Genomic DNA, 20,200 nt, shown 5'->3' with positions numbered 1-20,200 from the left:
CTGCGCCACAAGCGCGGCCCGTTTTCGTTTTCTGCTGTCATTTGAGGAATTGAACATGCGCGAGATCCCGACGCTGTCGCTGTTGCTGCTGGGTGTCCTGACGGTTCAGGCCCGGGCGGCCGAGACCGCGATTCCCGACGCCCTGATCGCTGCCGGCGAGAAGCCGGCGCTGACGCTGCACGCCGAGGGCGCCCAGGTCTACGAATGCAAGACGGACAAGGATGGCAAGCTCGCCTGGGGCTTCCGCGAGCCGATCGCCACGCTGTTCGCGGACGGCAAGACCGTCGGCCGCCACTTTGCCGGCCCGAGCTGGGAGCACCAGGACGGCTCGATCGTCGGCGGCCGGGTGGTCGGCACCGCGGTCGGCGCCACGGACAGCGACATTCCCTGGCTGAAGCTCGCCGTCGTCTCCCACCGCGGCGGCCAAGGCGTGCTGTCCGAGGTCACCACGGTGCAGCGGATCAACACCGCGGGCGGCAAGCTCGAGGGCGCCTGCGACACCGCGGGGCAGCTGCGCAGCGTCGCCTATGCCGCGGACTACGTCTTCCTGCGCAAGGAGTGAGCCGATGGGACAGCGCCTCGCCCGGAAATTTCAAAGCAGAGGCCGGGGCGCGTCCGCGACGCACGCCTCGCCTGATGCCACGGAGGATGGTGGATGACGTCGCCGCTCGTCGACTGGCCGCGCCCGCATTACGTCAAGGGCGGCAAGAACCCCTTCGTCTTCTATGTGGTCTATGGCTGGGTGGACATCGACCGCCCGTTCTCCCGCAGTGCCTATCGGTCGCGCGGCCTTCCCGATGGCATCGATCTCACCGGCTATGGCCCCACCGTCCAGCCCATGGTGGTGTCACAATTTCGCACCGGCTATGGCTGGGGCAGGCTTGTCGCACAGGATCCTGATCTGGCTGCGGTGGTCGCCGCCCAGGATTTCTGCCTCGTCATCCGGGGCGACGTCGCCGATCCGCCATCGCTGAGCTATTTTCGTGACCTGATCGGGCTCCTGACCTTCTGCCTCGATGCCGGCGGCGTCGCGATCTACGATCCGCAAATCCTCAAATGGTGGAGCCCGGCGGACTGGCGCACCCACGCCTTCGGCGTCGGACATTGCACACCACGGCACCACGTCGTCACCTTCGTCTCGCCGGAAAAGGATGGCACCGCGTGGTTCCACACCCGCGGGATGCGCAAGTTCGGCCGTCCGGACGTCAGCATTCACAACGTGCGCCCCGAGCACCGCCCCGCCATCATCGACCTCGTCAACCGCTTCATCGACCTGCTCGCGTTCGGCGGCCGGGTGCCCGATGGCCAGCCGATCCGGATGAGCACGCTGCCACAGGGCATGACCTGCTGGCAGAGGGGCAGCGAGGACGATCCCGACTTCAACAACGAGCACATCGAGATCCTGTGGCCCGACGCCGGCGAGGCTCGTGGAAGCTGAGCGCGCGTCAGGCCTCGCGATAATCGAGCAGGATCAGCCCGACCAACACGAACGCCACCGGCCACACCCAGGCCGCGGCGCGGCTGATCCTGCCGTCCATGCGCAGCTCCAGCCAGCGCGCCCAGCCGGCGGTGATGCCGCAGAGCGCCAGCGGCGTGTGGCTCATCTCGATCAGCAGCTGGTCCTTGACGTTGGCGATGGCGTGCGAATGCGTCAGCAGCAGCGCGCCGCCGGCGGCGACCGTCAGCGGAAACACCAGTGCGGCGCGGCCCGCCTCCTGCCCGCGCAGCCGCACCCGCCATTCGAACAGGCCGAACAGGATGATCAGCACCACGAACAGCCGGTGCTGCGCCACTTCGGGATCGCGCCACGACGCCCAGAAGCCGATCGGTCCGAGCGGCCAGGCCATCTCGTCGGCGCGCAGGAACAGGAACGCCGCCATCACCAGGAACAGCAGCGGCCAGTGCCGCGCCCACCTGCCCCACGAAAAGCGTTCGATCAGCGCGAGCACGCCGATCAGCAAGACGAAGATCCCTGCCCAATGATGGTTGTATTCCGACCAGGCGATATCGGCGGCGCTGCGCGGCAGGATCACGCCCTCGCCCGGCACATAGGCCGGCGGCGCGGTCACGCGCTGGGCGTCTGCGGCATCGATTTTCGCCTGCAGCTGCGAGATCGTCAGCTGATCGACCGAGGGGCTCGTCAGCCGCGGCCATTGCGGCGCGGCGCGCTCGACGATCTCCGACCAGCTCAACCGGTCCTGGCTGAGGTCGCTGCCGGGCGGCAGCGAGGTCAGCGAGCCCGCGGTCAGCAGCACCGTCAGTCCGATGCCGAGCTCGACCTCGACGAAGCGCTTCATCCGCAACAATGGCGTTGACGGATCGCGCCGCCGCAGGCGCTCGACGGCGAAGAAGTTGCCTGCGCCGAGCGCGAGCAGCATCAGCAGCATCGCGACCTTGGCCGCGGTCATCACGCCATAGGCCGTGCCGTAGATCGCCTCGAACGAGCCGAGATAGGCGATCGCCATGAGGGCGCCGCCGGTCACGATCGCCGCGACCGAGGCCATCGACATCAGCGAATAGCGCCTTCCGATCAGCCGCTGGTCGGCCTCCGCCGTGCAGCCGTTGAGCGCCATCAGGAAATACGGCAGGCCGCCGATCCACACGCCGGCTCCGAGCATGTGCAGGAAGTCCGCCACCAGCAGCGGCCAGCGCACGTCGAGCCGGCTCGCGGCGTGGGTGAGATTGAGCTGCATCGCCAGCGCCAGCCCTGCAAGCGCCACCAGCGCTGCCGCGCGGCCGCCGACCCAGGTGCCGGTCCGCGCCAGCGCGGCGATGCCCAGCGCGCAGGCGGCAACGGCGAAGCCCGAGCGGGCGAAGTCGGCGCCGGCCGCCTCGCGCCAGGACAGGTCGAGCGTCCCGGTCAGCGCGGCCATGTTGACGGCGAGCGAAGCTGCGACGACCGCGCACCAGCCGAGCGCGCTCCACCGCAGAAATCGCTGGGCGCGCTTCCCCACCACCAGCGCCACCGCCGACAGCTTCGTCTGCAGCGGCCGCATCAGCAGCAGTTGGAACGCCAGTCCGCCGAGCGTGAACGACTGTGCCAGCAGCGTCAGCCCGCGCAGCACCACCGAGAGATAGCCGAAGATGTCGAGGAACAGCGCCATGACGAGAGAACGACGGCTAGCGCACGTTGAACGGGATGTCGCCACGGGTGATGTGGCCGTCGACGCTGAGCACCTGCCATTGCAGGTGCCAGGCACCCGGGCTGAGCGCGGCGGCTTGCGCATCGATCTCGTCGGCCGGCGCATCCGCGACCGGCGTCAGCGCCAGCTCGGCGCCATCGGGCGCTTTCAGTTTCAGCCGCGAGCGGGCGTGATCGATGCGACTGTTGAAGCGCAGCCGGATCGCGAGCGCGTCCTTGTCGATGGTCGCGCCGGCGGCGGGCTGCGAGGACACGATGATGGCGTGGGCCGAGGCGGCGCCGGGCAAGGCGAGGATGGCCAGGGGCGCCAGGAGGCGAAGTCGCAGGGCGAGCATGGGATGATTGCCGACATCTGAGGATGCACAGCATCCCGTAAGCAAGAGCTGCGCCCGGAAAAGAACGATTCCGTTCTAATCTAGGGCAGCCGCCCGTTCCACACCTCACCACAATGCCGTGAGCGCCGCTGTGGACAGCCACTTTGGCGTGTAGCCCTCAGGCACCTGCCCTGCCCGTCCCGCATTCCCGCTGCGGCGAAATTTAGGATCGAATCGTCAAGGACTTCGCTGTATGCCTCCGAAATCTTTGCCGCCGGTCCGGCCGGCGCGGCCCGCCGCCCCGTCCGCCGGACCCAACATTGCCGCTCCCGAGGAACGTCTCAAGGAACCCGTCATGCCCGCCTATCGCTCCCGCACCTCCACCCATGGCCGCAACATGGCCGGCGCCCGCGGCCTGTGGCGCGCCACCGGCATGACCAACGAGGATTTCGGCAAGCCGATCATCGCCGTCGTCAACTCCTTCACCCAGTTCGTCCCCGGCCATGTCCATCTCAAGGATCTCGGCCAGCTGGTCGCGCGCGAGATCGAGAAGGCCGGCGGCGTCGCGAAGGAGTTCAACACCATCGCGGTCGACGACGGCATCGCGATGGGCCATGACGGCATGCTCTACAGCCTGCCGTCGCGCGAGCTGATCGCCGACAGCACGGAATACATGGTCAACGCGCATTGCGCCGACGCCATGGTCTGCATCTCCAACTGCGACAAGATCACCCCGGGCATGCTGATGGCCGCGATGCGGCTGAATATTCCCGCGGTGTTCGTCTCGGGCGGCCCGATGGAGGCCGGCAAGGTCAACATCGAGGGCAAGCTGCGCAAGGTCGACCTGATCGACGCGATGATCGTGGCCGCCGACGACAAGGTGTCGGATGCCGACGTCGAGGTGATGGAGCGCTCGGCCTGCCCGACCTGCGGCTCCTGCTCCGGCATGTTCACCGCCAACTCGATGAACTGCCTGACCGAGGCACTCGGCCTGTCGCTGCCCGGCAATGGCTCGGTGCTGGCGACGCATGCCGACCGCAAGGGCCTGTTCGTCGAGGCCGGTCACCTGATCGTCGATCTCGCCCGCCGCTACTACGAGCAGGACGATGCGAGCGTGCTGCCGCGTTCGATCGCCAACTTCAAGGCGTTCGAGAACGCGATGAGCATGGACATCGCGATGGGCGGCTCGACCAACACCGTGCTGCATCTGCTCGCCGCCGCGCATGAGGGCGAGATCCCGTTCACGATGACCGATATTGACCGGCTGTCGCGCAAGGTGCCCTGCCTGTGCAAGGTCGCGCCCGCGGTAGCCGACGTGCACATGGAGGACGTGCATCGCGCCGGCGGCGTGATGGGCATCCTCGGCGAGCTCGCCCGCGCCGGCCTGCTGCACACGGAGTTGCCGAGCGTGCATTCGGCCTCGCTCGCGGCAGCGCTGGAGCGCTGGGACATCCGCCAGACCTCCAGCGAGAGCGTGAAGAACTTCTACATGGCCGCCCCCGGCGGCGTGCCGACCCAGGTCGCCTTCAGCCAGGACCGCCGCTACCAGGAGCTCGATCTCGACCGGCAGACAGGCTGCATCCGCGACCTCGACCACGCCTATTCCAAGGATGGCGGCTTGGCCGTGCTGACCGGCAACATCGCGCTCGACGGCTGCATCGTGAAGACCGCCGGCGTTGATGCCTCGATCCTGAAATTCGCAGGCCCCGCGCGGGTGATGGAGAGCCAGGACGCGGCGGTCGAAGCGATCCTCACCAACAAGATCAAGGCCGGCGACATCGTCGTCATCATCTATGAAGGCCCGCGCGGCGGCCCAGGCATGCAGGAGATGCTGTATCCGACCAGCTATCTGAAGTCGAAGGGCCTCGGCAAGGCCTGCGCGCTGATCACCGACGGCCGCTTCTCCGGCGGCACCTCGGGCCTGTCGATCGGCCACGTCTCGCCAGAAGCCGCCGAAGGCGGTCTCATCGGCCTGGTGCAGGACGGCGATCGTATCGAGATCGACATCCCCAACCGCACCATCCATCTCGCCGTGTCAGACGAGGAACTCGCCAAGCGCCGCGCCGCGATGGAGGCGAAGGGCGATCAGGCCTGGAAGCCGAAGACCCGCGCCCGCAAGGTCTCGACCGCGCTCAAGGCCTATGCTGCATTTGCGTCAAGTGCCGCCAAGGGCGCGGTGCGGGTGGTGAAGTAGGTAACCAACCAACCCTCTTAATGGTTCATAGACCCGGCCGCCAACGGCCGGGTCTCACCTCAGCGAAGTCTTAGATCCTGATCTATGGCGGAGCCCGTCAATACGTACGGATCGGGGCATTGTGAAACAGCAGGCCGGCGATCACGCCGGTTCACCCGGATGATCTGGAACATTATTGATCGTAGGCACCGTCCCTACCGCTGGAAACATATCGACGCAATCGTCGAGGCCATCGAACATGACAACAGCTGTCGCGACTCCGATCAGGCCGAGGACGCCCATCCAAATTTGGTCGTCGACTACGACATCAGATGTGGCATCTCGCTTCGAGAGGCGATTGACTGGGCCAACCAGCAACGTTGTCCCGTAACGCTGTACATCTATGACGCCGACGCGACCACCCAAGCGAACCACATGAGGGCGACCGCTTGCCGCTTTCCAGATCCATGATCGAAGCCCGATAGACCAGACGGCGTCAGGCGATCCCTTAACGCCGTCCTTGGTTTTGCGCACTCAATACGCCTTCGGATCGCCGCTGTCGTTCGGCTGCGCGAACGCCTTCTGCAGCACCGCCGTCATCGGGAAGTTGAAGTTCACGCCCTTGGGCGGCACCGGGGTCATGAACCATTTCGCGTACAGCGTCGCGATCTCGGGGCTGGTGTAGAGCTTCGCCGTGGCGCGGTCGACGACCGTCTTGAAGGCCGGATCATCCTTGCGCAGCATGATGCCGTAGGGCTCGGGCATCGAGAACTGGTCGGTCGAGATCGCGTAGTCCGACGGCGCCTTGGCGCTGGCGACGAGGCCCGCGAGCAGGATGTCGTCCATGACATAGGCGTCGGCGCGGCCGTTCTCGACCATCAGGAAGCCCTCGGCATTGTCCTTGGCGGCAACGATGTTCAGGCCGAGCTGGCGGGCCGTGTTGGCCTCGTAGAGCTGCTTGATGTTGCTGGTGCCCGACGTCGAGGCCACCGTCTTGCCCTTGAGATCGTCGATCGTCTTCAGCCCGCTCGCCGCCTTGGCGACATAGCGGCTGGCAGTGAGGAAATAGGTGTGGGAGAACGACACCAGCCGCTGCCGCTCGAGATTGTTGGTGGTCGAGGCGCATTCGAGATCGATGGTGCCGTTAGCCATCAGCGGAATGCGCGTCGCAGACGACACCGGCGTCAGCTTGACCTCGAGCTTGTCGAGCTTCAGCGTCGCCTTGATCTCGTCGACGATCTTGCCGCAGATGTCGAGCGCGAAGCCGAGTGGTTTCTGGTTGTCGTCGATATAGGAGAACGGCAGCGAGGTTTCGCGGTAGCCGATCGTGATCGTGCCGGTCTCCTTGACCTTCTGCAAGGTGCCGGTGAGGTCCTCCGCAAGCGCGGGCGCCGCCAGCATCGTGGCGAACAGGGCATACGCGAGGAGACGTGAGGTCTTCATACGGTTCTCTTCCGCTAGATGTGAGTTCCATCACGGAAGCAAGGACCGCGCCAGGGGACACTGATCGCTGCCGAGACGGCAGAGGCCGGCGCCGCGAGCCTGTCCGCGCACCTTGCGTGGCCGACATGGCTGGATAGTGTGTCACAGCCTCGACCGTGGGTATTGTCCGGGAAACCAATGTCGGCATTGCGCTACCTCTTAGTTCTCATGCTGCTGCTGCTGGGCAGCAGCACGGCCGCGCTGGCCGAGAAGCGGGTCGCGCTGGTGATCGGCAATTCAACCTACAAGACCGTCGCCCGGCTATCGAACCCCGCCAATGATGCGAAGCTCGTCGGCGACATGTTCCGCAACGCCGGCTTCGAGCGCGTCGATGTCAGGCTGGATCTCGGCGTGCAGGAGATGCGCCGTGCCTTGCGCGAATTCGGCGCGCGGGCGCGCGAGGCGGAGGTGGCCGTGATCTACTACGCCGGCCACGGCATCGAGCTCGACGGCGTCAACTACCTGATCCCGACCGACGCCTCGCTCGAGGCCGACAGCGACGTGCTCGACGAGGCGATCGCGCTGGACCGCGTGCTGTTCGCGATCGAGCCCGCCAGGCAGCTGCGCCTCGTCGTGCTCGACGCCTGCCGCGACAACCCGTTCGCCAAGACGATGAAGCGCAGCATCGCCTCGCGCAGCGTCGGACGTGGACTCGCCAAGGTCGAGCCGTCGAGCCCGAACACGATGATCGCGTTCTCCGCCAAGGCCGGCTCGACCGCCGCCGACGGCGATGCCAGCAACAGCCCCTACGCGATGGCGCTGGTCACACATCTGCCGAAGCCCGGCCTCGATCTGCGCCGGGCCTTCGGCTTCGTCCGCGATGACGTGCTGAAGGCGACCGGCTATCGGCAGGAGCCCTATGTCTACGGCTCGCTCGGCGGCAACGACGTCGCGCTGGTGCCGGCAGCACCATCCCCGAGCGCGGCCACCGATCCCGACGCGGGGATGCGGCGCGACTACGAGCTGGCGGAACGCGCCGGCAGCCCGGCGGCGTTCGACGCGTTTCTCGAAAAATACCCCACCGGCTTCTACGCCACCCTCGCCAAGGCGCAGCGCGCCAAGCTGTCGCCGACCGCCGCCGCAAAGCCCGCCGAGTTGGCGCGCGCCCCCGAGGCTGCGGCCCCCGAGGTTACGCGCAGCCCGCCCGATCCGGCCCAGCAGCCCGAGAAGCCGGCCCCCTCCTCCGCACCGACTGCGGTCGCGGCGGTACAGCCTCCCCCCGCGACGCCGACGGCCGCGCCGCCGCCTGATCTGCCGCGCCTGCTCGCCGCGGAACTGCGCCGCGTCGGCTGCAGCACCGCCGACAACGACGGCACTTGGGATCTCCATGCGCGCCGGGCGCTGGAGCGCTTCAACAAGCAGGCCGGAACCAGGTTCGACGTCCAGGTCGCGAGTATCGATGCGCTGGGGGCCGTGAAGGCGAAGACATCACGCATCTGTCCCCTGCTCTGCGGCAAGGGCCAGCGCGCCGAGGACGAGGCCTGCGTCAAGATCACCTGTCCCGCGGGTCAGGCGCTGGATGAGGATGGCGACTGCGTCAGGCGCAAGGGCGAGCCCGTCACCAAGAAGCCCGAGGAGCCGGCGCGAAAGAAGGAGCCCGCGATGGCGATGCGCTCCGAGTCGGAGACCCGGCGCGCCAGCAGCGGCGGCCGCTGTACCAGCATCAATCAGCGCTGCGCGATTCAGATCGGCGGCCGCTGCAATGCCGCCACGGGCGCATGGGAGTACGGCCGCAATGGTGCCGGCGGCGACACGATGTCGTTCAACAACTGCGTCAGCCGGATGATGGCCGGGGGCCGGTGAGCCGCGACGCTGCCCGGAGCGCTCAGCTTCATTGTGAGCGAGACAACTGGAACGATCTGGAAACGGATTGAAAACCCGCTCACAATGCGCGTCCCAGCATCCCGGAGGCGCGCCCATGCTGTTCATGGTGATCGAACGTTTCAAGGACTGCGATCCGATTCCCGTCTATCGCCGCGTCCGCGACCCCGGCATCACATTTCCCGACGGCCTGAAATATCTCGGCAGCTGGATCGAGCCGAATTTCGACCGCTGCTTCCAACTGATGGAGTGCGACGACGCGCGCCTGCTGCAGCAATGGATCCTCGCCAATGCCCGCGACACCGGCATGACCTTCGAGATCGTGCCCGTCGTGACCAGCGCTGAGACGCGCGAGGTGGTGGCGCCGTTCCTGGATCAGGCCTGAGAGGGGACGGATGTTCGAAGACCCGATGCAGATGCTGATGCACATGCTCGCCGTCTGCCTCATCTCTTATACAATCGGTGTCTTGATGCCGTCCTGGCGAGCGCTGCTGATCGCGATCGTCATCGCGGTGGTGCTCACGCAGGTTCGCCCTCATGCGCGGAATCTCACCCCGGTCCACGGCTGCGGTCCACGTCGCAGGAGCCCTCGTCGCGCCGGCACTGCTGGTCTTCGCGCCCAACGTGCTCTCGTGGCCTCCTTGGTCGATGCTTTGATCGGAAAGCAAGCGCCGACACCGGCGCTGGTGGCCGGCATCACCGTCTCATCCGCTTCGAAGAAGTTGACGAGTTCCTTGCACGAGGCGGCCGGCGCGCCGAGTTGCGTGCTTCGGTCCCGCATTGCCGCGTCCGCCGAGCGCGCCCTCGAAAGACCGCTTGCAGACCATCGCTCGTTCTTTCGCCTTCACCGCTGATGATCCGATACCGCCCTGTCGTCCCCGGGCGCAGTTGCTGGTCACATCGGGCCTGCCGCTCGTCCCATGGCCCTGGTCCGAACCGGCCCATCATGGCTCGGTGCGGCGGTCGGCCGCGACAGGGCGCATCCCGCCGGACACCGCGGTCGGTCCGTGTCAGGAGGTTCACATGCCGTCTCATATCCGCTCTCTGGGCAGTCTCGCGCTCGCGCTGATTGCCACGATGTCCGTCACGATGTCTTCGCCATCGGCACAAGCCGGCGATGCAGCTCCCGTCGGAGGCAGGTTCAGCTGCAAGAACGACGAAGAGCACAAGAACCGGGTGGACGGTGATCCCGCCCACGAGCTCATTCTGCTGAGATCGAAATGCGATGGTCGGGCCTCCGGCGCGTCGGCCCGCTTCGACGGCGGTCAGGTCGTGATGGTCGAGCTCGATGATCTCGTGCGCGGCAACGGCACGCTACGCGGCTACGATCACATCAAATATCCTGATGGGAGCGTGCAGATGGACAGCTATATCGGCCAGCAGACCACGACCGTGGTGAACGGCAAGCAGGAGTGGACCGCCGTCGGCACCTGGGAGCAGACCGCGGGAACGCGCGGCTTGGCTGGCGCGCATCTGCGCGGCACGTGGACCGCCAAATCCACATCCGAGACCGAATACGTCATCGATTGGGAAGGCGCGCCCGCCGAGATCACTCCGTAACAGGCCGACCTTGTTTCGCCCTGATGACAATCTGCGTAGCCCGGATGAGCGCAGCGACATCCGGGTTCATCGCAACAGCTCGTGCGATCCCGGATGTCGCTGCGCTCATCCGGGCTACGAAAGGAAAACTCCTACCCCTCGAACGCGAACAGCTCGATCGGGTCGCTGAAGCCGCGGACCGGAAACTCACCGACACGCTCGAGCGCGAACGGTCCCTCGACGAGCTCGGCGAAGGCGCGCGACATCAGCACGGGACGGCCGACCTGCTTGGTCAGCGCCTCCATGCGCGAGGCCATGTTGACCGCCGGCCCGATCACCGTGAAATCGAGCCGCGTGCGCGAACCGATGTTGCCGTACATCACGTCGCCGACATGGATGCCGATGCCATAGCGCAGCGGCGCGCGACCGCTCTCGGCATGCCGCGCATTCAGCTCCGCCATCGCCTGCCTGGCGCCCGCCACGGCGTACAGCAGATTGGCGCAGGCGTCGGGATGGCTGAGTGGAAAGATCGCCAGCAGGCCGTCGCCGATGAATTTCAGAATCTCGCCGCCATGCTGGGTAATCGGCTCGACCATCGCATCGAAATAGCCGTTGAGCAGATCGATGACGTCGTCGCGCGGCCAGTTGTCCGAGATTTTCGTGAAGTCGCGGAGGTCGCAGATCATGATCGCGGCGCGCACGGTCTCGCCGCTGCCGCGCCGCGTCGCGCCGGCCAGCACCATCTCGCCGGCATGCGGCCCGACATAGGTTTCGAGCAGCGTCCGCGCCAGCCTGTTCTTGATGCGAATCTCGCTCACCAGCGCCAGGACCGGGATCAGCCGGCGCAGCGCATCGATATGGACATGATCGAAGCCGCCGTGGCGGTCGGTCGCGAACGTGACGATGTGGCGCTTGCCGAGCGTGTGATAGATCGGCCAGGCGACATAGTCGGTCAGGCCCATCGCGCGCATGTCGTCATAGACCGCATGCTGGCGGCCGAGCTTCGGGTCGCGTGCGAGATTTTCCCGGATCTCCTCGGCGCCGTCGACGATCTCGCTGGCGGGGCTGCCGATATATTCCGACCGCTCGCGCACGTCGTAATCGACCCGCGCGATTTCCGCTCCCTCCATGCCGTCGCTCCACAGGATGCGGGCGCCGAGCCATTGCGGATGGTTGATCTGGACATGCAGCGACGCCCGCATCACCGGAATGCCGGCGCGCTGCAGCCGGACGCACATCTGGCCGAAGATGTTGTCGATGAAGCGCTCGTCGCGGGTGCCATTGGTCAGCCAGTCCACGACCTCGTCACCCAGGCGCTGGCCGGCGGCGGGATGCGTGTGTGTTGCGGTCATGGCGGTCTCCTGGGCATTTGGTCGCAATCCCCGGAGATGTCGTGTCGCGGTGCGGAAGAGTCAATCGACATGATCGCCGCACGCCCCTGCCCGGCTAGGCAGGACCGACCGCTCGCGCGGCAGCCAATTTGGCGCTGGCGATTGGTCGTGACGGGCGGATGACAGCCATCCGCCCGTCCGGAAGCACCGCCTCAGAAGTGCACCACCGCGCGCAGGCCAAGGACGACCGCATTGCCCGTCTTCACGCCGGCGGTGCGCCGATCCAGATTTCCTGCGCCGAAACTCCGATTTCATCATCGATGCCAGACACATCGTCCATTTCAAGGACCTTCTGCAGAAATAAATCGCTTCCGAAAATCAGCAAATCATGTCACTTCTCTCTCCGTTCCGGCCCGGATGAGGGGCGTACGCGTCGTCACGAGACGTTGGGCCGGCAATGCGGTGGACGTGAGCGCATCAGCGCGCCCTTGGGGGTGCGGACGAATGAGGCGTTCGCGGAACGTGAAGTCGCGTGGTCCTGGCACCCCGAAGCTGGTGTCCTGCGATGGCGTGGGTGACGCGCGTCGTCGCCACGGTGGCCAACAAGCCGGCGCACCGGGGAGATCGCGTATAAGCGTTAAAACCATCGCGCAGGGAATGCCGGGTCGAATCGGCTGCATCTGTGGTGACTGCCGCCTGCTTTTCTTGCTGCAGGCGGGCCATGGGTGAGGCCTTCACCCGGCATTCCCTGCGCCCTCATCATCGTTTTGAGGGCGATGCCTGCCGCATCCTCCGGGCGCGCTCGCGCCGCGGATGCGTCGTCACATGCCCAGCTGTTTGAGCGGTTGAATATGAAACGCGGAGCACAGGGACGCCGGCACGCGCGCCGCAGGGTGAGCGCTTGCAAGCGGATGATCAACGTTCGAGCAGCGCCGTGAACACCCGCCGCACCTCGCTCTGGGTCTCGCGCACGCGCGCTTCCAGCGCCGAGAAGTCCGGCGCGTCGCCGGCGCGGGTCATCACGCGCAGCAGGTCGTCGCCGGCCTGGTCGGGCTTGAACTTGTCGCTGACGCACAGACGCAGGATCTGCGTGAGGTCGTGATACATCCGCGCGGCGTGACGCAGGATCACCGCATCGGCGCGTGGCAGCACGCCGAGCCGCTCGGCATGGTCGAGCACCTGCAGCGAGCTGATGTCGAGGATCTCCGGCTTGCTCGCGGCATGCACGAGCTGCAGATATTGCGCGACGAAATCGATGTCGACCATGCCGCCGGCGGCGTGCTTGAGGTCCCACAGATCGGTTTCGCCCTTCTCGGCAGCGATAGCGCGGCGCATGTCGGCGACGTCGCGCGCGATCGCCTGGGCATCGCGGCTTCGCCGCAGCGCAGTCTGGATGATCGCCTCGATGCGCGCGCGGAACGCGGGCGAGGCCGAGATCACCCGCGCGCGGGTCAGCGCCATATGCTCCCAGGTCCACGCCTCATGCTCCTGATAATGCGCAAAGGAGTCGATGTGCGAGGCGAGCGGCCCGGCGCGGCCCGAGGGGCGCAGCCGCATGTCGATGTCGTAGAGCACACCGTAGTTGGTGCGCGACGTGAACGCGGAGATCAGGCGCTGTGTGAAGCGGGCGAAGTAGTGGGCGCCCTGCAGCGGGCGCTCGCCATCGGAGTCGGGCGCGTCGGCATCGAAATCGTACAACAGGATGAGGTCGAGATCGGACGACGCCGTCATCTCGCGCGCGCCGAGCCTGCCCATCGCGATGATCGCGGTCTCCTGGCCGCGGATGCGGCCGTGCTGGGCGGCGAACCGCTCGATCACGAGATTGTGGACGGTGTGGACGATTCCTTCGGCGACGTCGGCGAATGCGGTGCCGGCCTGCTGCGCCGAGACGGTGCCCGACAGGATGCGGGTGCCGATCAGGAACAGGCTCTCCTGGCCGAACAGCCGAAGGCGATCGAGGAACTCCTCGTAGCTGCCGGCATCCTGCAGCGTCGCGGCGAGACGCGTCGACAGCTCGCGCTTGTCGGGGATCGCGCCGAAGAAGCGCGGATCGATCAGGCCGTCCATCAGCCGCGGCTGCCGCGCCAGCATGTCGCCGAGCCGAGGTGCTGCGCCGAGCACCAGCGCCACGAGCGCGACGAGGTCGCGGTTCTGTCCAAGCAGGGTGATCAGCCGGCCGCCGAGCTGCAGCGCCTGCAGGAAACGGTCGAACGCCACGACGGCGCGATCGGGCTCGTCGGCGTGGGCGAGACCGTCGATCAGCGCCGGAAGAAATTCGTTGAAGGTCGTGCGCGTCGCCTCGGCCCGGAACACGCGGTAGTCGCCCGCGAGCCATTGCTGCAGGGTCAGCGCGACCATCATCGGATCGCGGAAGCCGAGCGCGACGAGATGCTCGAGCAGCCGCGGCTCGTCGGGCCCTGCGCCGTAGTTCACCGGCGGCAGGCTGACCGTGCCGGTCGGGTCGCCTTCGAACAGTCGTGCGTAGTGTCCCTGGACGATGTCGAGGTGGAACAGCAGGTCGGTCGCAAAGCGCTCGCGGCTCTCATAGCCGAAGAAGCACGCGAAGCGCGCGACGCCGTCGACGTCGTCCGGCAGGCTATGGATCTGCTCGTCGGCCATCATCTGCAGGCGATGCTCGACGCGGCGCAGGAACTCATAGGCCGAGGTGAGCTCGTCCCGGGCCTGCGCGGTGATCCAGTTGCTGGCGGTGAGCACATCGAGTGCCTGCAATGTCGGGCGCACGCGCAGCTCGGGATGGCGGCCGCCGGCGATCAGCTGCTGGGTCTGGGCGAAGAACTCGATCTCGCGGATGCCGCCGCGGCCGACCTTGACGTTGTGGCCCTCGACGGCGATTTCGCTGTGACCGCGGTAGACCTGCATCTGCCGCTTCATGTCGTGGACGTCGGTCAGCGCCTGGAAATCGAGATGCTTGCGCCAGACGAACGGCGACAGCTCGGCCAGCATCGCTTCACCCGCGGCGACGTCGCCGGCGCAGATGCGGGCCTTGATCATCGCGGCGCGCTCCCAGGTGCGGCCCTCGCGCTCGTAGTAATGCAGCGCCGCCTCGGTCGACATCGCGACCTGCGTCGAGGCGGGATCGGGGCGCAGCCGGAGATCGACGCGGAAGACGTAGCCGTCGGCGGTGCGGCTCTGCAGCAGCCGCGCCAGCGCCTGGGTGACGCGGACAAAGAAAGGCTGCGGCTCGATGTCGTGTGCGAGAGTCGTGGCGTCGGGATCGAAGAAGACGATGAGGTCGATGTCGCTGGAGTAGTTCAGCTCGCCGGCGCCCATCTTGCCCATCGCCAGCACGAACAGCCCGCAGCCCAGCTCCGGCTGTGCGGGATCGATGGGCGCGAGTCGGCCGCGCGCGGCCTCCTGGCGCAGCAGATGGCGCAACGCCATCTGCACCGCGGCCACGGCGACGTCGGTCAGCGCCGCCGTCACCTGCATGACGGGCCAGACTCCGCCGATGTCGCACAGCGCGATCAACAGCGCCGCCTCGGATTTGAGCCGTCTCAGCAGGCTCATCACATCGGCTTCGCCGCTGCAGGCGAACACCTCGCGGCCGGTGCGCGCGATCAGCTCCGCGAGATGCGTCTGCGGATCGCAGCGCAACAGGCGGTCCAAACGCTGGGCGTCGGCGCGGATCAGATCGAACAGATAGGGGGAGGATTCGACGATCCCCAACAGGATGCTGCGCGCCCAGCCGCTGGCGAACTGATCGCGGAGGGAGGCGGCCAGAGAGGGCTCGAGCTCGGCGAGCCAGTCCTGCAGGCGGTGTTCGGCTGTGTCGGGCGCACGGACATGCGGGCCGGCAACGAAACGCGCGGCCAGACGGCTCTGCCCGTCCGCGTTTCCCGGCGCGGAGGAGGTCATGCGGCCTTCTGTGGCACATCCTGTGTCGGCGCCGCAAGCTTCGCGGGCTGGCCTGCGCCGGCGGGCAGCACGAGCGTGGCGATCAGCCCCGGCCTGGCGTCGCCGAGCCTGAGCTCGCCGCCATGCAAGGTCGCCACGGCGGAGGCGAGACTGAGGCCGAGGCCGGAACCCGGCAAGGTGCGGCTCGCCTCCAATCGCACGAACCGTTCCACGGCGTGCTTGCGTTCCGCTTCGGGAATGCCCTCGCCATGATCGGTGACGCTGAGCAGCACCTGGCCGCCCTCGCGCCGCGCCTCGATCAGGATCTCGCGGCTCCCCGCTGCGGCGGCCGGATCGAGCGGCAGTGCGGCCGGCTTGCCGTATTTGATCGCGTTTTCGACGAGATTGGCGAGCGCCTGGCTGATCAGCTCGCGATTGCCATGCACCGGCGCCGCCGACGCCTTCACCCGCAAGGTCATCTCATTGTCCTCGGCGAGCGGCTCATACAGCTCGTGAATGCCGCCGGCGACGTCGGCCGCATCGAACTCGACCATGTCGCCGCGCGCCTGTCCCGATTCCGCCCGCGCGATCATCAAGAGCGCATTGAAGGTGCGGATCAGGCCATCGGATTCCTCGATCGTCCGCTCCAGCGCCGCGCGATACTCGTCCTCGGAGCGCGATTTCGCCAGCGCCTCCTCGGCGCGGTTGCGCAGCCGCGTCAGCGGCGTCTTGAGGTCGTGCGCGATGTTGTCGGAGACCTCCTTGAGCCCGGTCATCAGTGCCTCGATGCGCTCCAGCATCGCATTGAGGTTTTCCGCGAGCCGATCGAGCTCGTCGCCGCTGCGTCCGACCGGCAGTCGTCCCGAGAGATCACCCGCCATGATCCGCTGCGTCGTGCCGGTCATCGCATCGATCCGGTACAGCACGCGCCGCGCGACGAAGATGCCGCCGCCGATGCCGAGCACGATGACGACCAGCACCGACCATTGCGCGGCCTTGGCGACGATGCCGAACAGCCGCCGCCGCTCCTCGAGGTCGCGGCCGATCAGGAGCCGAAAGCCGCTCGACAGCTGCGTGACATAGACCAGCGCGCGGTGGTTCTGCTCGCTGGAATCGTCGAGCCGGCGGTAGAACGTCTCCGACCAGCCGGAGCTGCCCATCACGCCGGGCGCCAGCGCATCGACATTGCCGGCGACCTGTTGGCCGGTCGGAGTCGTGAGCAGATAGAGGTTGGCGCCGGGGCGCAGCGCGCGGCTCTGGATCGTGCCGACGATCCACCGCAGGCCGCCGCGGGTGTAGATGTCGGTCATCTCGCCGATCTCCGAGCTGACCGTGGTCGAGATCTGCTCGGTGATCAGGCGACGGGTGTTCCAGGCGAAGTAGCCGAGCAGCGAAGCGGCAAACAGCGCAAACAACAGCAGATAGACCAGCGTCAGCCGGAACGCCGTGGTGCGGATCAGCTTACCGAAGGCCGTCACGGATCATGTACCCCGCGCCGCGGATGGTGTGGAGCAGCGGGCGGTCAAACCCCTTGTCGATCTTGGAGCGCAGCCGCGAGATGTGGACGTCGATTACGTTGGTCTGCGGATCGAAGTGATAGTCCCAGACATTCTCCAAGAGCATCGTGCGCGTGACCACCTGCCCGGCATGCTTCATCAGATATTCGAGCAGCCGGAACTCGCGCGGCTGCAGGGTCAATTCATCCTTGCCGCGCGCGACGCGATGCGACAGCCGGTCGAGCTCGAGATCGCCGACCTTGTAGGTCGTCTCCTCCGCCGGTCCGCCATGACGCCGCGACAGCACCTCGACGCGGGCGAGCAGCTCGGCGAAGGCGTAGGGCTTCGGCAGATAGTCGTCGCCGCCGGCGCGCAGGCCCTTGATGCGGTCGTCGACCTGGCCGAGCGCGGACAGGATCAGGACCGGCGTGCGGTTGCCCTTGTCGCGCAGCGCGCCGATCAGCGACAGGCCGTCGCGCTTGGGCAGCATGCGGTCGACCACTAGCACGTCGTAATCGCCGCTCTCGGCCATCGCGAGCCCCTCCTCGCCATCGCCGGCGAGATCGGCGACATGGCCGACTTCGCGGAACGCCTTGACCAGATAGTCGGCGGACTCGCGGTCGTCTTCGATGATCAGGAGGCGCATTGCGGAAACAGGGGCGACGGTCACGGTTGGATGTCCATCTACATGGCCCGGCCGCGGTTTCCGTGCAAGGCGGCGAGAGCCCGGGGGTGATCAACAGGAAAGTGGGCGGTGAAGCTGGGGGACTTCACCGCCCGAGTTCCTTCCGACGGAGGGGGGCATGTTCCTGACGGAAGGTGTTGCGGGGGCGGAATTTGAAACCCGCCCCCTGGGAGAGCCGCCGGCGCGGGGGCAACAGGCCGGCAACCCTCCATCTCGTGAGCGCCTTGAGCGCTTGTCAGCCCTTGTCAGCCCTTGGCCAGCGGCACCGCGACGAAGCGCGACTGGCCGCCGCTCTTTACCCGCATCAGCACGCTGTTCTTGTTGTCGGCCTTGGCGGCGTTGATCGCCTCGCGCACATCACCGGCCGAGGTCACCGACTTGCCCGCGACTTCGAGGATCACGTCGCCTTCCTTGAAGCCGCGATCGGCTGCGGCGCTCTTCGGATCGACCTCGGTGACCACGACGCCGTCCTTGCCGGCTCCGGCCACGCTCGACGCCGGCGCCACCGTCATGCCGAGCTTCGGCACGTCGGCGCCGCGGGTCGGGCTGGAATTGTCGCCATTGTCGTTATCAGCCTTGGCCTCGACCGTGTTCGGCAGCTTGCCGAGCGTCAGGTTGACGGTCTTCTCCTGGCCCTTCGACAGCACGTTGAGCTTGACCGCCGCGCCCGGCGCGATGCCGCCGATGGTGCGGGCGAGCTCGCGCGCGTCCTTCACCGGCTGGCCGTTCACGGCCGTGATGACGTCACCGGACACGATGCCCGCCTTCGCCGCCGGACCGTTGGCCTGGGGCTCGGCGACCAGCGCGCCTTCCGCCTTCTTCATGCCGAGGCTGTCGGCGATGTCCTGCGTCACCGGCTGGATCTGCACGCCGATCCAGCCGCGGCTGACTGAGCCGTTGTCCTTCAGCTGCGCGATCACGCTCTTCACCGTCGAAGCGGGAATCGAGAACGCGATGCCGACGCTGCCGCCGGACGGTGAGTAGATCGCCGTGTTCACACCGACGACATTGCCGTCGACGTCAAACGCCGGGCCACCCGAGTTGCCCTTGTTCACCGGCGCGTCGATCTGGATGAAATCGTCATACGGACCGTTGCCGATGTCGCGGCCGACCGCCGACACGATGCCCGCGGTCACGGTGCCGCCGAGGCCGAAGGGATTGCCGACCGCCAGCACCCAGTCGCCGATGCGCGGCTTGCCGTCGGCGAGCTTGGCAAACGGGAAGTTCGAGCCGCCCTCGACCTTGATCAGCGCCAGGTCGGTGCGCTGGTCGGTACCGATCACCTTGGCGCTGTAGGTCTTGCCGTCGTCGGTCGTCACCTCGACCTTGTCGGCGCCGTCGACCACGTGGTTGTTGGTCACGGCATAGCCGTCGGCCGAAATGAAGAAGCCAGAGCCCTGCCCGGTCACCGCGCGACCGCCACCGCGGCCGCCGCGGCCCGGCATGCCGGGAATGCCGTTCTCTCCGCCGAAGCGGCGGAAGAAGCGCTCCATCGGCGAGCCCGGCTGGAACGGCGTGTCGTCGTCATTGTCGTTCTTGGCGACCTTCTCGGCGATGTTGACCTTGACCGAAATCACCGACGGCTTCACCCGCTCCACGATGTCGGCAAAGCCGACGGGACGCGCGACCTTGCTGACCTCGTTGGCGACCTGCGCATGCGCCGAGGTCGAGAACAAATCGAGCGGCGCGCCCTGCGGCGACAGGCCATAGGCGGCAACGCCCAGGCCCGCGACGACGGAGGCCATCAGCGCGAATTTGCGCGCCGAGAACAGCCCGCGGCGGGGCTTCTGATAGGATGGAAGCGAGGACAGGTCGGTCGGACGGTCAGTCATACGGTTTTCTCCGCAAGCGATTTTGGTCAAGGTCTAAACGTGTGTCCCGGGCTGTTCGCCCCGTTCGCCAGTGAACATGGGACTTGCCGCCTTACGGCGTGCTGGCTGCGGCGTTAAACTTCTGTAATGGACGGACATGGAGACTGCGGCAGAATGGCGCAGATGTGGGAGTTGTTGCGAAAAATCCTTTGAGGACAGGGGCTTGCCAAAGCTCTCGCAGTCCGCTGGCTGCCATCATTCCGCCCGCCTCGACCAAAGTCCAACCCCCGTAGGGCGGGTGACCCGCAAGGCGTGCCCTGCCGCGTCGCCGACGGCGCTTCCCTTCCCCTGCCGCCCGGCCGTCATTCCGGGGCAATCGTCGATGCGTCGGCGCGCAAGCCGCGACGCGTTGGCGATTGAACCCGGAATGACGGCGGAGCGTGACGTAAGCTGCCTGCCCGCGTAGCCCGCATGAGCAAAGCGACATGCGGGTTCACCGCCCCTGCGCCTGTAGCTGTAGCTGTCGCCCTAGCTGCCAGCCCACCCCCACC

16 protein-coding genes are annotated in these 20,200 nt (G+C 67.0%); 8 read left to right on the top strand and 8 right to left on the bottom strand.

Going from position 1 to position 20,200, the window contains the following annotated elements:
• Window positions 1-55: 55 nt before the first annotated feature.
• Window positions 56-562 carry a DUF3455 domain-containing protein gene (locus tag BRADO_RS12925; protein ID WP_011925774.1) on the top strand — a complete coding sequence of 169 codons (507 nt, stop codon included), beginning with the start codon at window positions 56-58 and terminating at the stop codon, window positions 560-562.
• Window positions 563-655: 93 nt separating this feature from the next.
• Complete coding sequence (locus BRADO_RS12920; RefSeq protein WP_011925773.1) at window positions 656-1,438, top strand: hypothetical protein; 783 nt, start codon at window positions 656-658, stop codon at window positions 1,436-1,438.
• Window positions 1,439-1,445: 7 nt separating this feature from the next.
• Here BRADO_RS12920 and BRADO_RS12915 read toward each other — a convergent pair whose 3' ends face one another.
• Window positions 1,446-3,104 carry a copper resistance D family protein gene (locus tag BRADO_RS12915; RefSeq protein ID WP_011925772.1) on the bottom strand — a complete coding sequence of 553 codons (1,659 nt, stop codon included), beginning with the start codon at window positions 3,102-3,104 and terminating at the stop codon, window positions 1,446-1,448.
• Between the two features lie 16 nt (window positions 3,105-3,120).
• On the bottom strand, window positions 3,121-3,477 hold the full coding sequence (locus tag BRADO_RS12910) for a copper resistance CopC family protein (protein WP_011925771.1): 357 nt from the start codon (window positions 3,475-3,477) through the stop codon (window positions 3,121-3,123).
• A 334-nt stretch (window positions 3,478-3,811) separates the two neighbouring features.
• Between BRADO_RS12910 and ilvD the strand changes: the two genes are divergently transcribed.
• The gene (ilvD, locus tag BRADO_RS12905; protein ID WP_011925770.1) at window positions 3,812-5,650 is read left to right on the top strand and encodes a dihydroxy-acid dehydratase; all 1,839 of its coding nucleotides are present in this window, start codon (window positions 3,812-3,814) and stop codon (window positions 5,648-5,650) included.
• Between the two features lie 159 nt (window positions 5,651-5,809).
• Window positions 5,810-6,100, top strand: a complete 291-nt coding sequence (locus BRADO_RS12900) for a hypothetical protein (RefSeq protein WP_011925769.1) — start codon at window positions 5,810-5,812, stop codon at window positions 6,098-6,100.
• Between the two features lie 63 nt (window positions 6,101-6,163).
• Here BRADO_RS12900 and BRADO_RS12895 read toward each other — a convergent pair whose 3' ends face one another.
• On the bottom strand, window positions 6,164-7,072 hold the full coding sequence (locus BRADO_RS12895) for an amino acid ABC transporter substrate-binding protein (RefSeq protein WP_011925768.1): 909 nt from the start codon (window positions 7,070-7,072) through the stop codon (window positions 6,164-6,166).
• Between the two features lie 177 nt (window positions 7,073-7,249).
• Here BRADO_RS12895 and BRADO_RS12890 point away from each other — a divergent pair, with 177 nt between their 5' ends.
• The 4 genes from BRADO_RS12890 to BRADO_RS12875 all read left to right on the top strand — a co-directional run bounded on the left by BRADO_RS12890 (window position 7,250) and on the right by BRADO_RS12875 (window position 10,492).
• Complete coding sequence (locus tag BRADO_RS12890) at window positions 7,250-8,914, top strand: caspase family protein (RefSeq protein WP_011925767.1); 1,665 nt, start codon at window positions 7,250-7,252, stop codon at window positions 8,912-8,914.
• A gap of 115 nt (window positions 8,915-9,029) precedes the next feature.
• Entirely contained in the window at window positions 9,030-9,317 is a 288-nt protein-coding gene (locus BRADO_RS12885) for a DUF3303 domain-containing protein (protein WP_011925766.1), read from the top strand.
• Between the two features lie 10 nt (window positions 9,318-9,327).
• Entirely contained in the window at window positions 9,328-9,786 is a 459-nt protein-coding gene (locus tag BRADO_RS12880; protein WP_011925765.1) for a hypothetical protein, read from the top strand.
• Between the two features lie 169 nt (window positions 9,787-9,955).
• Window positions 9,956-10,492 (top strand): hypothetical protein, encoded by a 537-nt coding sequence (locus tag BRADO_RS12875; protein ID WP_011925764.1) that lies wholly within the window; start codon window positions 9,956-9,958, stop codon window positions 10,490-10,492.
• A gap of 131 nt (window positions 10,493-10,623) precedes the next feature.
• Here BRADO_RS12875 and BRADO_RS12870 read toward each other — a convergent pair whose 3' ends face one another.
• From BRADO_RS12870 to BRADO_RS12850, 5 genes are all read right to left on the bottom strand, one after another.
• Window positions 10,624-11,823, bottom strand: a complete 1,200-nt coding sequence (locus BRADO_RS12870; protein ID WP_011925763.1) for an adenylate/guanylate cyclase domain-containing protein — start codon at window positions 11,821-11,823, stop codon at window positions 10,624-10,626.
• 894 nt (window positions 11,824-12,717) lie between these two features.
• Window positions 12,718-15,678 carry a bifunctional [glutamine synthetase] adenylyltransferase/[glutamine synthetase]-adenylyl-L-tyrosine phosphorylase gene (locus BRADO_RS12865; RefSeq protein WP_011925761.1) on the bottom strand — a complete coding sequence of 987 codons (2,961 nt, stop codon included), beginning with the start codon at window positions 15,676-15,678 and terminating at the stop codon, window positions 12,718-12,720.
• A complete protein-coding gene (locus tag BRADO_RS12860; RefSeq protein ID WP_011925760.1) occupies window positions 15,675-17,135 on the bottom strand; it encodes an ATP-binding protein in 1,461 nt (486 codons plus the stop codon). Before BRADO_RS12860 ends, BRADO_RS12865 begins: the two co-directional genes overlap by 4 nt.
• Window positions 17,119-17,799: a response regulator transcription factor gene (locus tag BRADO_RS12855; RefSeq protein ID WP_009031474.1), complete on the bottom strand. Its 681-nt coding sequence runs from the start codon at window positions 17,797-17,799 to the stop codon at window positions 17,119-17,121. Before BRADO_RS12855 ends, BRADO_RS12860 begins: the two co-directional genes overlap by 17 nt.
• 284 nt (window positions 17,800-18,083) lie before the next feature.
• Window positions 18,084-19,670, bottom strand: coding sequence for a Do family serine endopeptidase (locus tag BRADO_RS12850; protein ID WP_011925758.1), 1,587 nt, complete (start codon window positions 19,668-19,670; stop codon window positions 18,084-18,086).
• Window positions 19,671-20,200 lie beyond the last annotated feature (530 nt).

The organism is Bradyrhizobium sp. ORS 278, assembly GCF_000026145.1.
In the GTDB taxonomy this organism is placed as follows: Bacteria; Pseudomonadota; Alphaproteobacteria; order Rhizobiales; family Xanthobacteraceae; genus Bradyrhizobium.
The sequence above is the reverse complement of the archived record's forward strand: the minus strand, read 5'-3'. Positions and strand labels throughout refer to the sequence as shown.

Bases quoted from the DNA above. Each gene is read 5' to 3' on its own strand.
- BRADO_RS12850 (WP_011925758.1), bottom strand. From the start codon at position 19,670: ATGACTGACCGTCCGACCGACCTGTCCTCGCTTCCATCCTATCAGAAG.
- BRADO_RS12920 (WP_011925773.1), top strand. From the start codon at position 656: ATGACGTCGCCGCTCGTCGACTGGCCGCGCCCGCATTACGTCAAGGGC.
- BRADO_RS12895 (WP_011925768.1), bottom strand. From the start codon at position 7,072: ATGAAGACCTCACGTCTCCTCGCGTATGCCCTGTTCGCCACGATGCTG.
- BRADO_RS12875 (WP_011925764.1), top strand. From the start codon at position 9,956: ATGCCGTCTCATATCCGCTCTCTGGGCAGTCTCGCGCTCGCGCTGATT.
- ilvD (WP_011925770.1), top strand. From the start codon at position 3,812: ATGCCCGCCTATCGCTCCCGCACCTCCACCCATGGCCGCAACATGGCC.
- BRADO_RS12915 (WP_011925772.1), bottom strand. From the start codon at position 3,104: ATGGCGCTGTTCCTCGACATCTTCGGCTATCTCTCGGTGGTGCTGCGC.
- BRADO_RS12910 (WP_011925771.1), bottom strand. From the start codon at position 3,477: ATGCTCGCCCTGCGACTTCGCCTCCTGGCGCCCCTGGCCATCCTCGCC.
- BRADO_RS12890 (WP_011925767.1), top strand. From the start codon at position 7,250: ATGTCGGCATTGCGCTACCTCTTAGTTCTCATGCTGCTGCTGCTGGGC.
- BRADO_RS12880 (WP_011925765.1), top strand. From the start codon at position 9,328: ATGTTCGAAGACCCGATGCAGATGCTGATGCACATGCTCGCCGTCTGC.
- BRADO_RS12865 (WP_011925761.1), bottom strand. From the start codon at position 15,678: ATGACCTCCTCCGCGCCGGGAAACGCGGACGGGCAGAGCCGTCTGGCC.
- BRADO_RS12900 (WP_011925769.1), top strand. From the start codon at position 5,810: ATGATCTGGAACATTATTGATCGTAGGCACCGTCCCTACCGCTGGAAA.
- BRADO_RS12925 (WP_011925774.1), top strand. From the start codon at position 56: ATGCGCGAGATCCCGACGCTGTCGCTGTTGCTGCTGGGTGTCCTGACG.
- BRADO_RS12855 (WP_009031474.1), bottom strand. From the start codon at position 17,799: ATGCGCCTCCTGATCATCGAAGACGACCGCGAGTCCGCCGACTATCTG.
- BRADO_RS12870 (WP_011925763.1), bottom strand. From the start codon at position 11,823: ATGACCGCAACACACACGCATCCCGCCGCCGGCCAGCGCCTGGGTGAC.
- BRADO_RS12885 (WP_011925766.1), top strand. From the start codon at position 9,030: ATGCTGTTCATGGTGATCGAACGTTTCAAGGACTGCGATCCGATTCCC.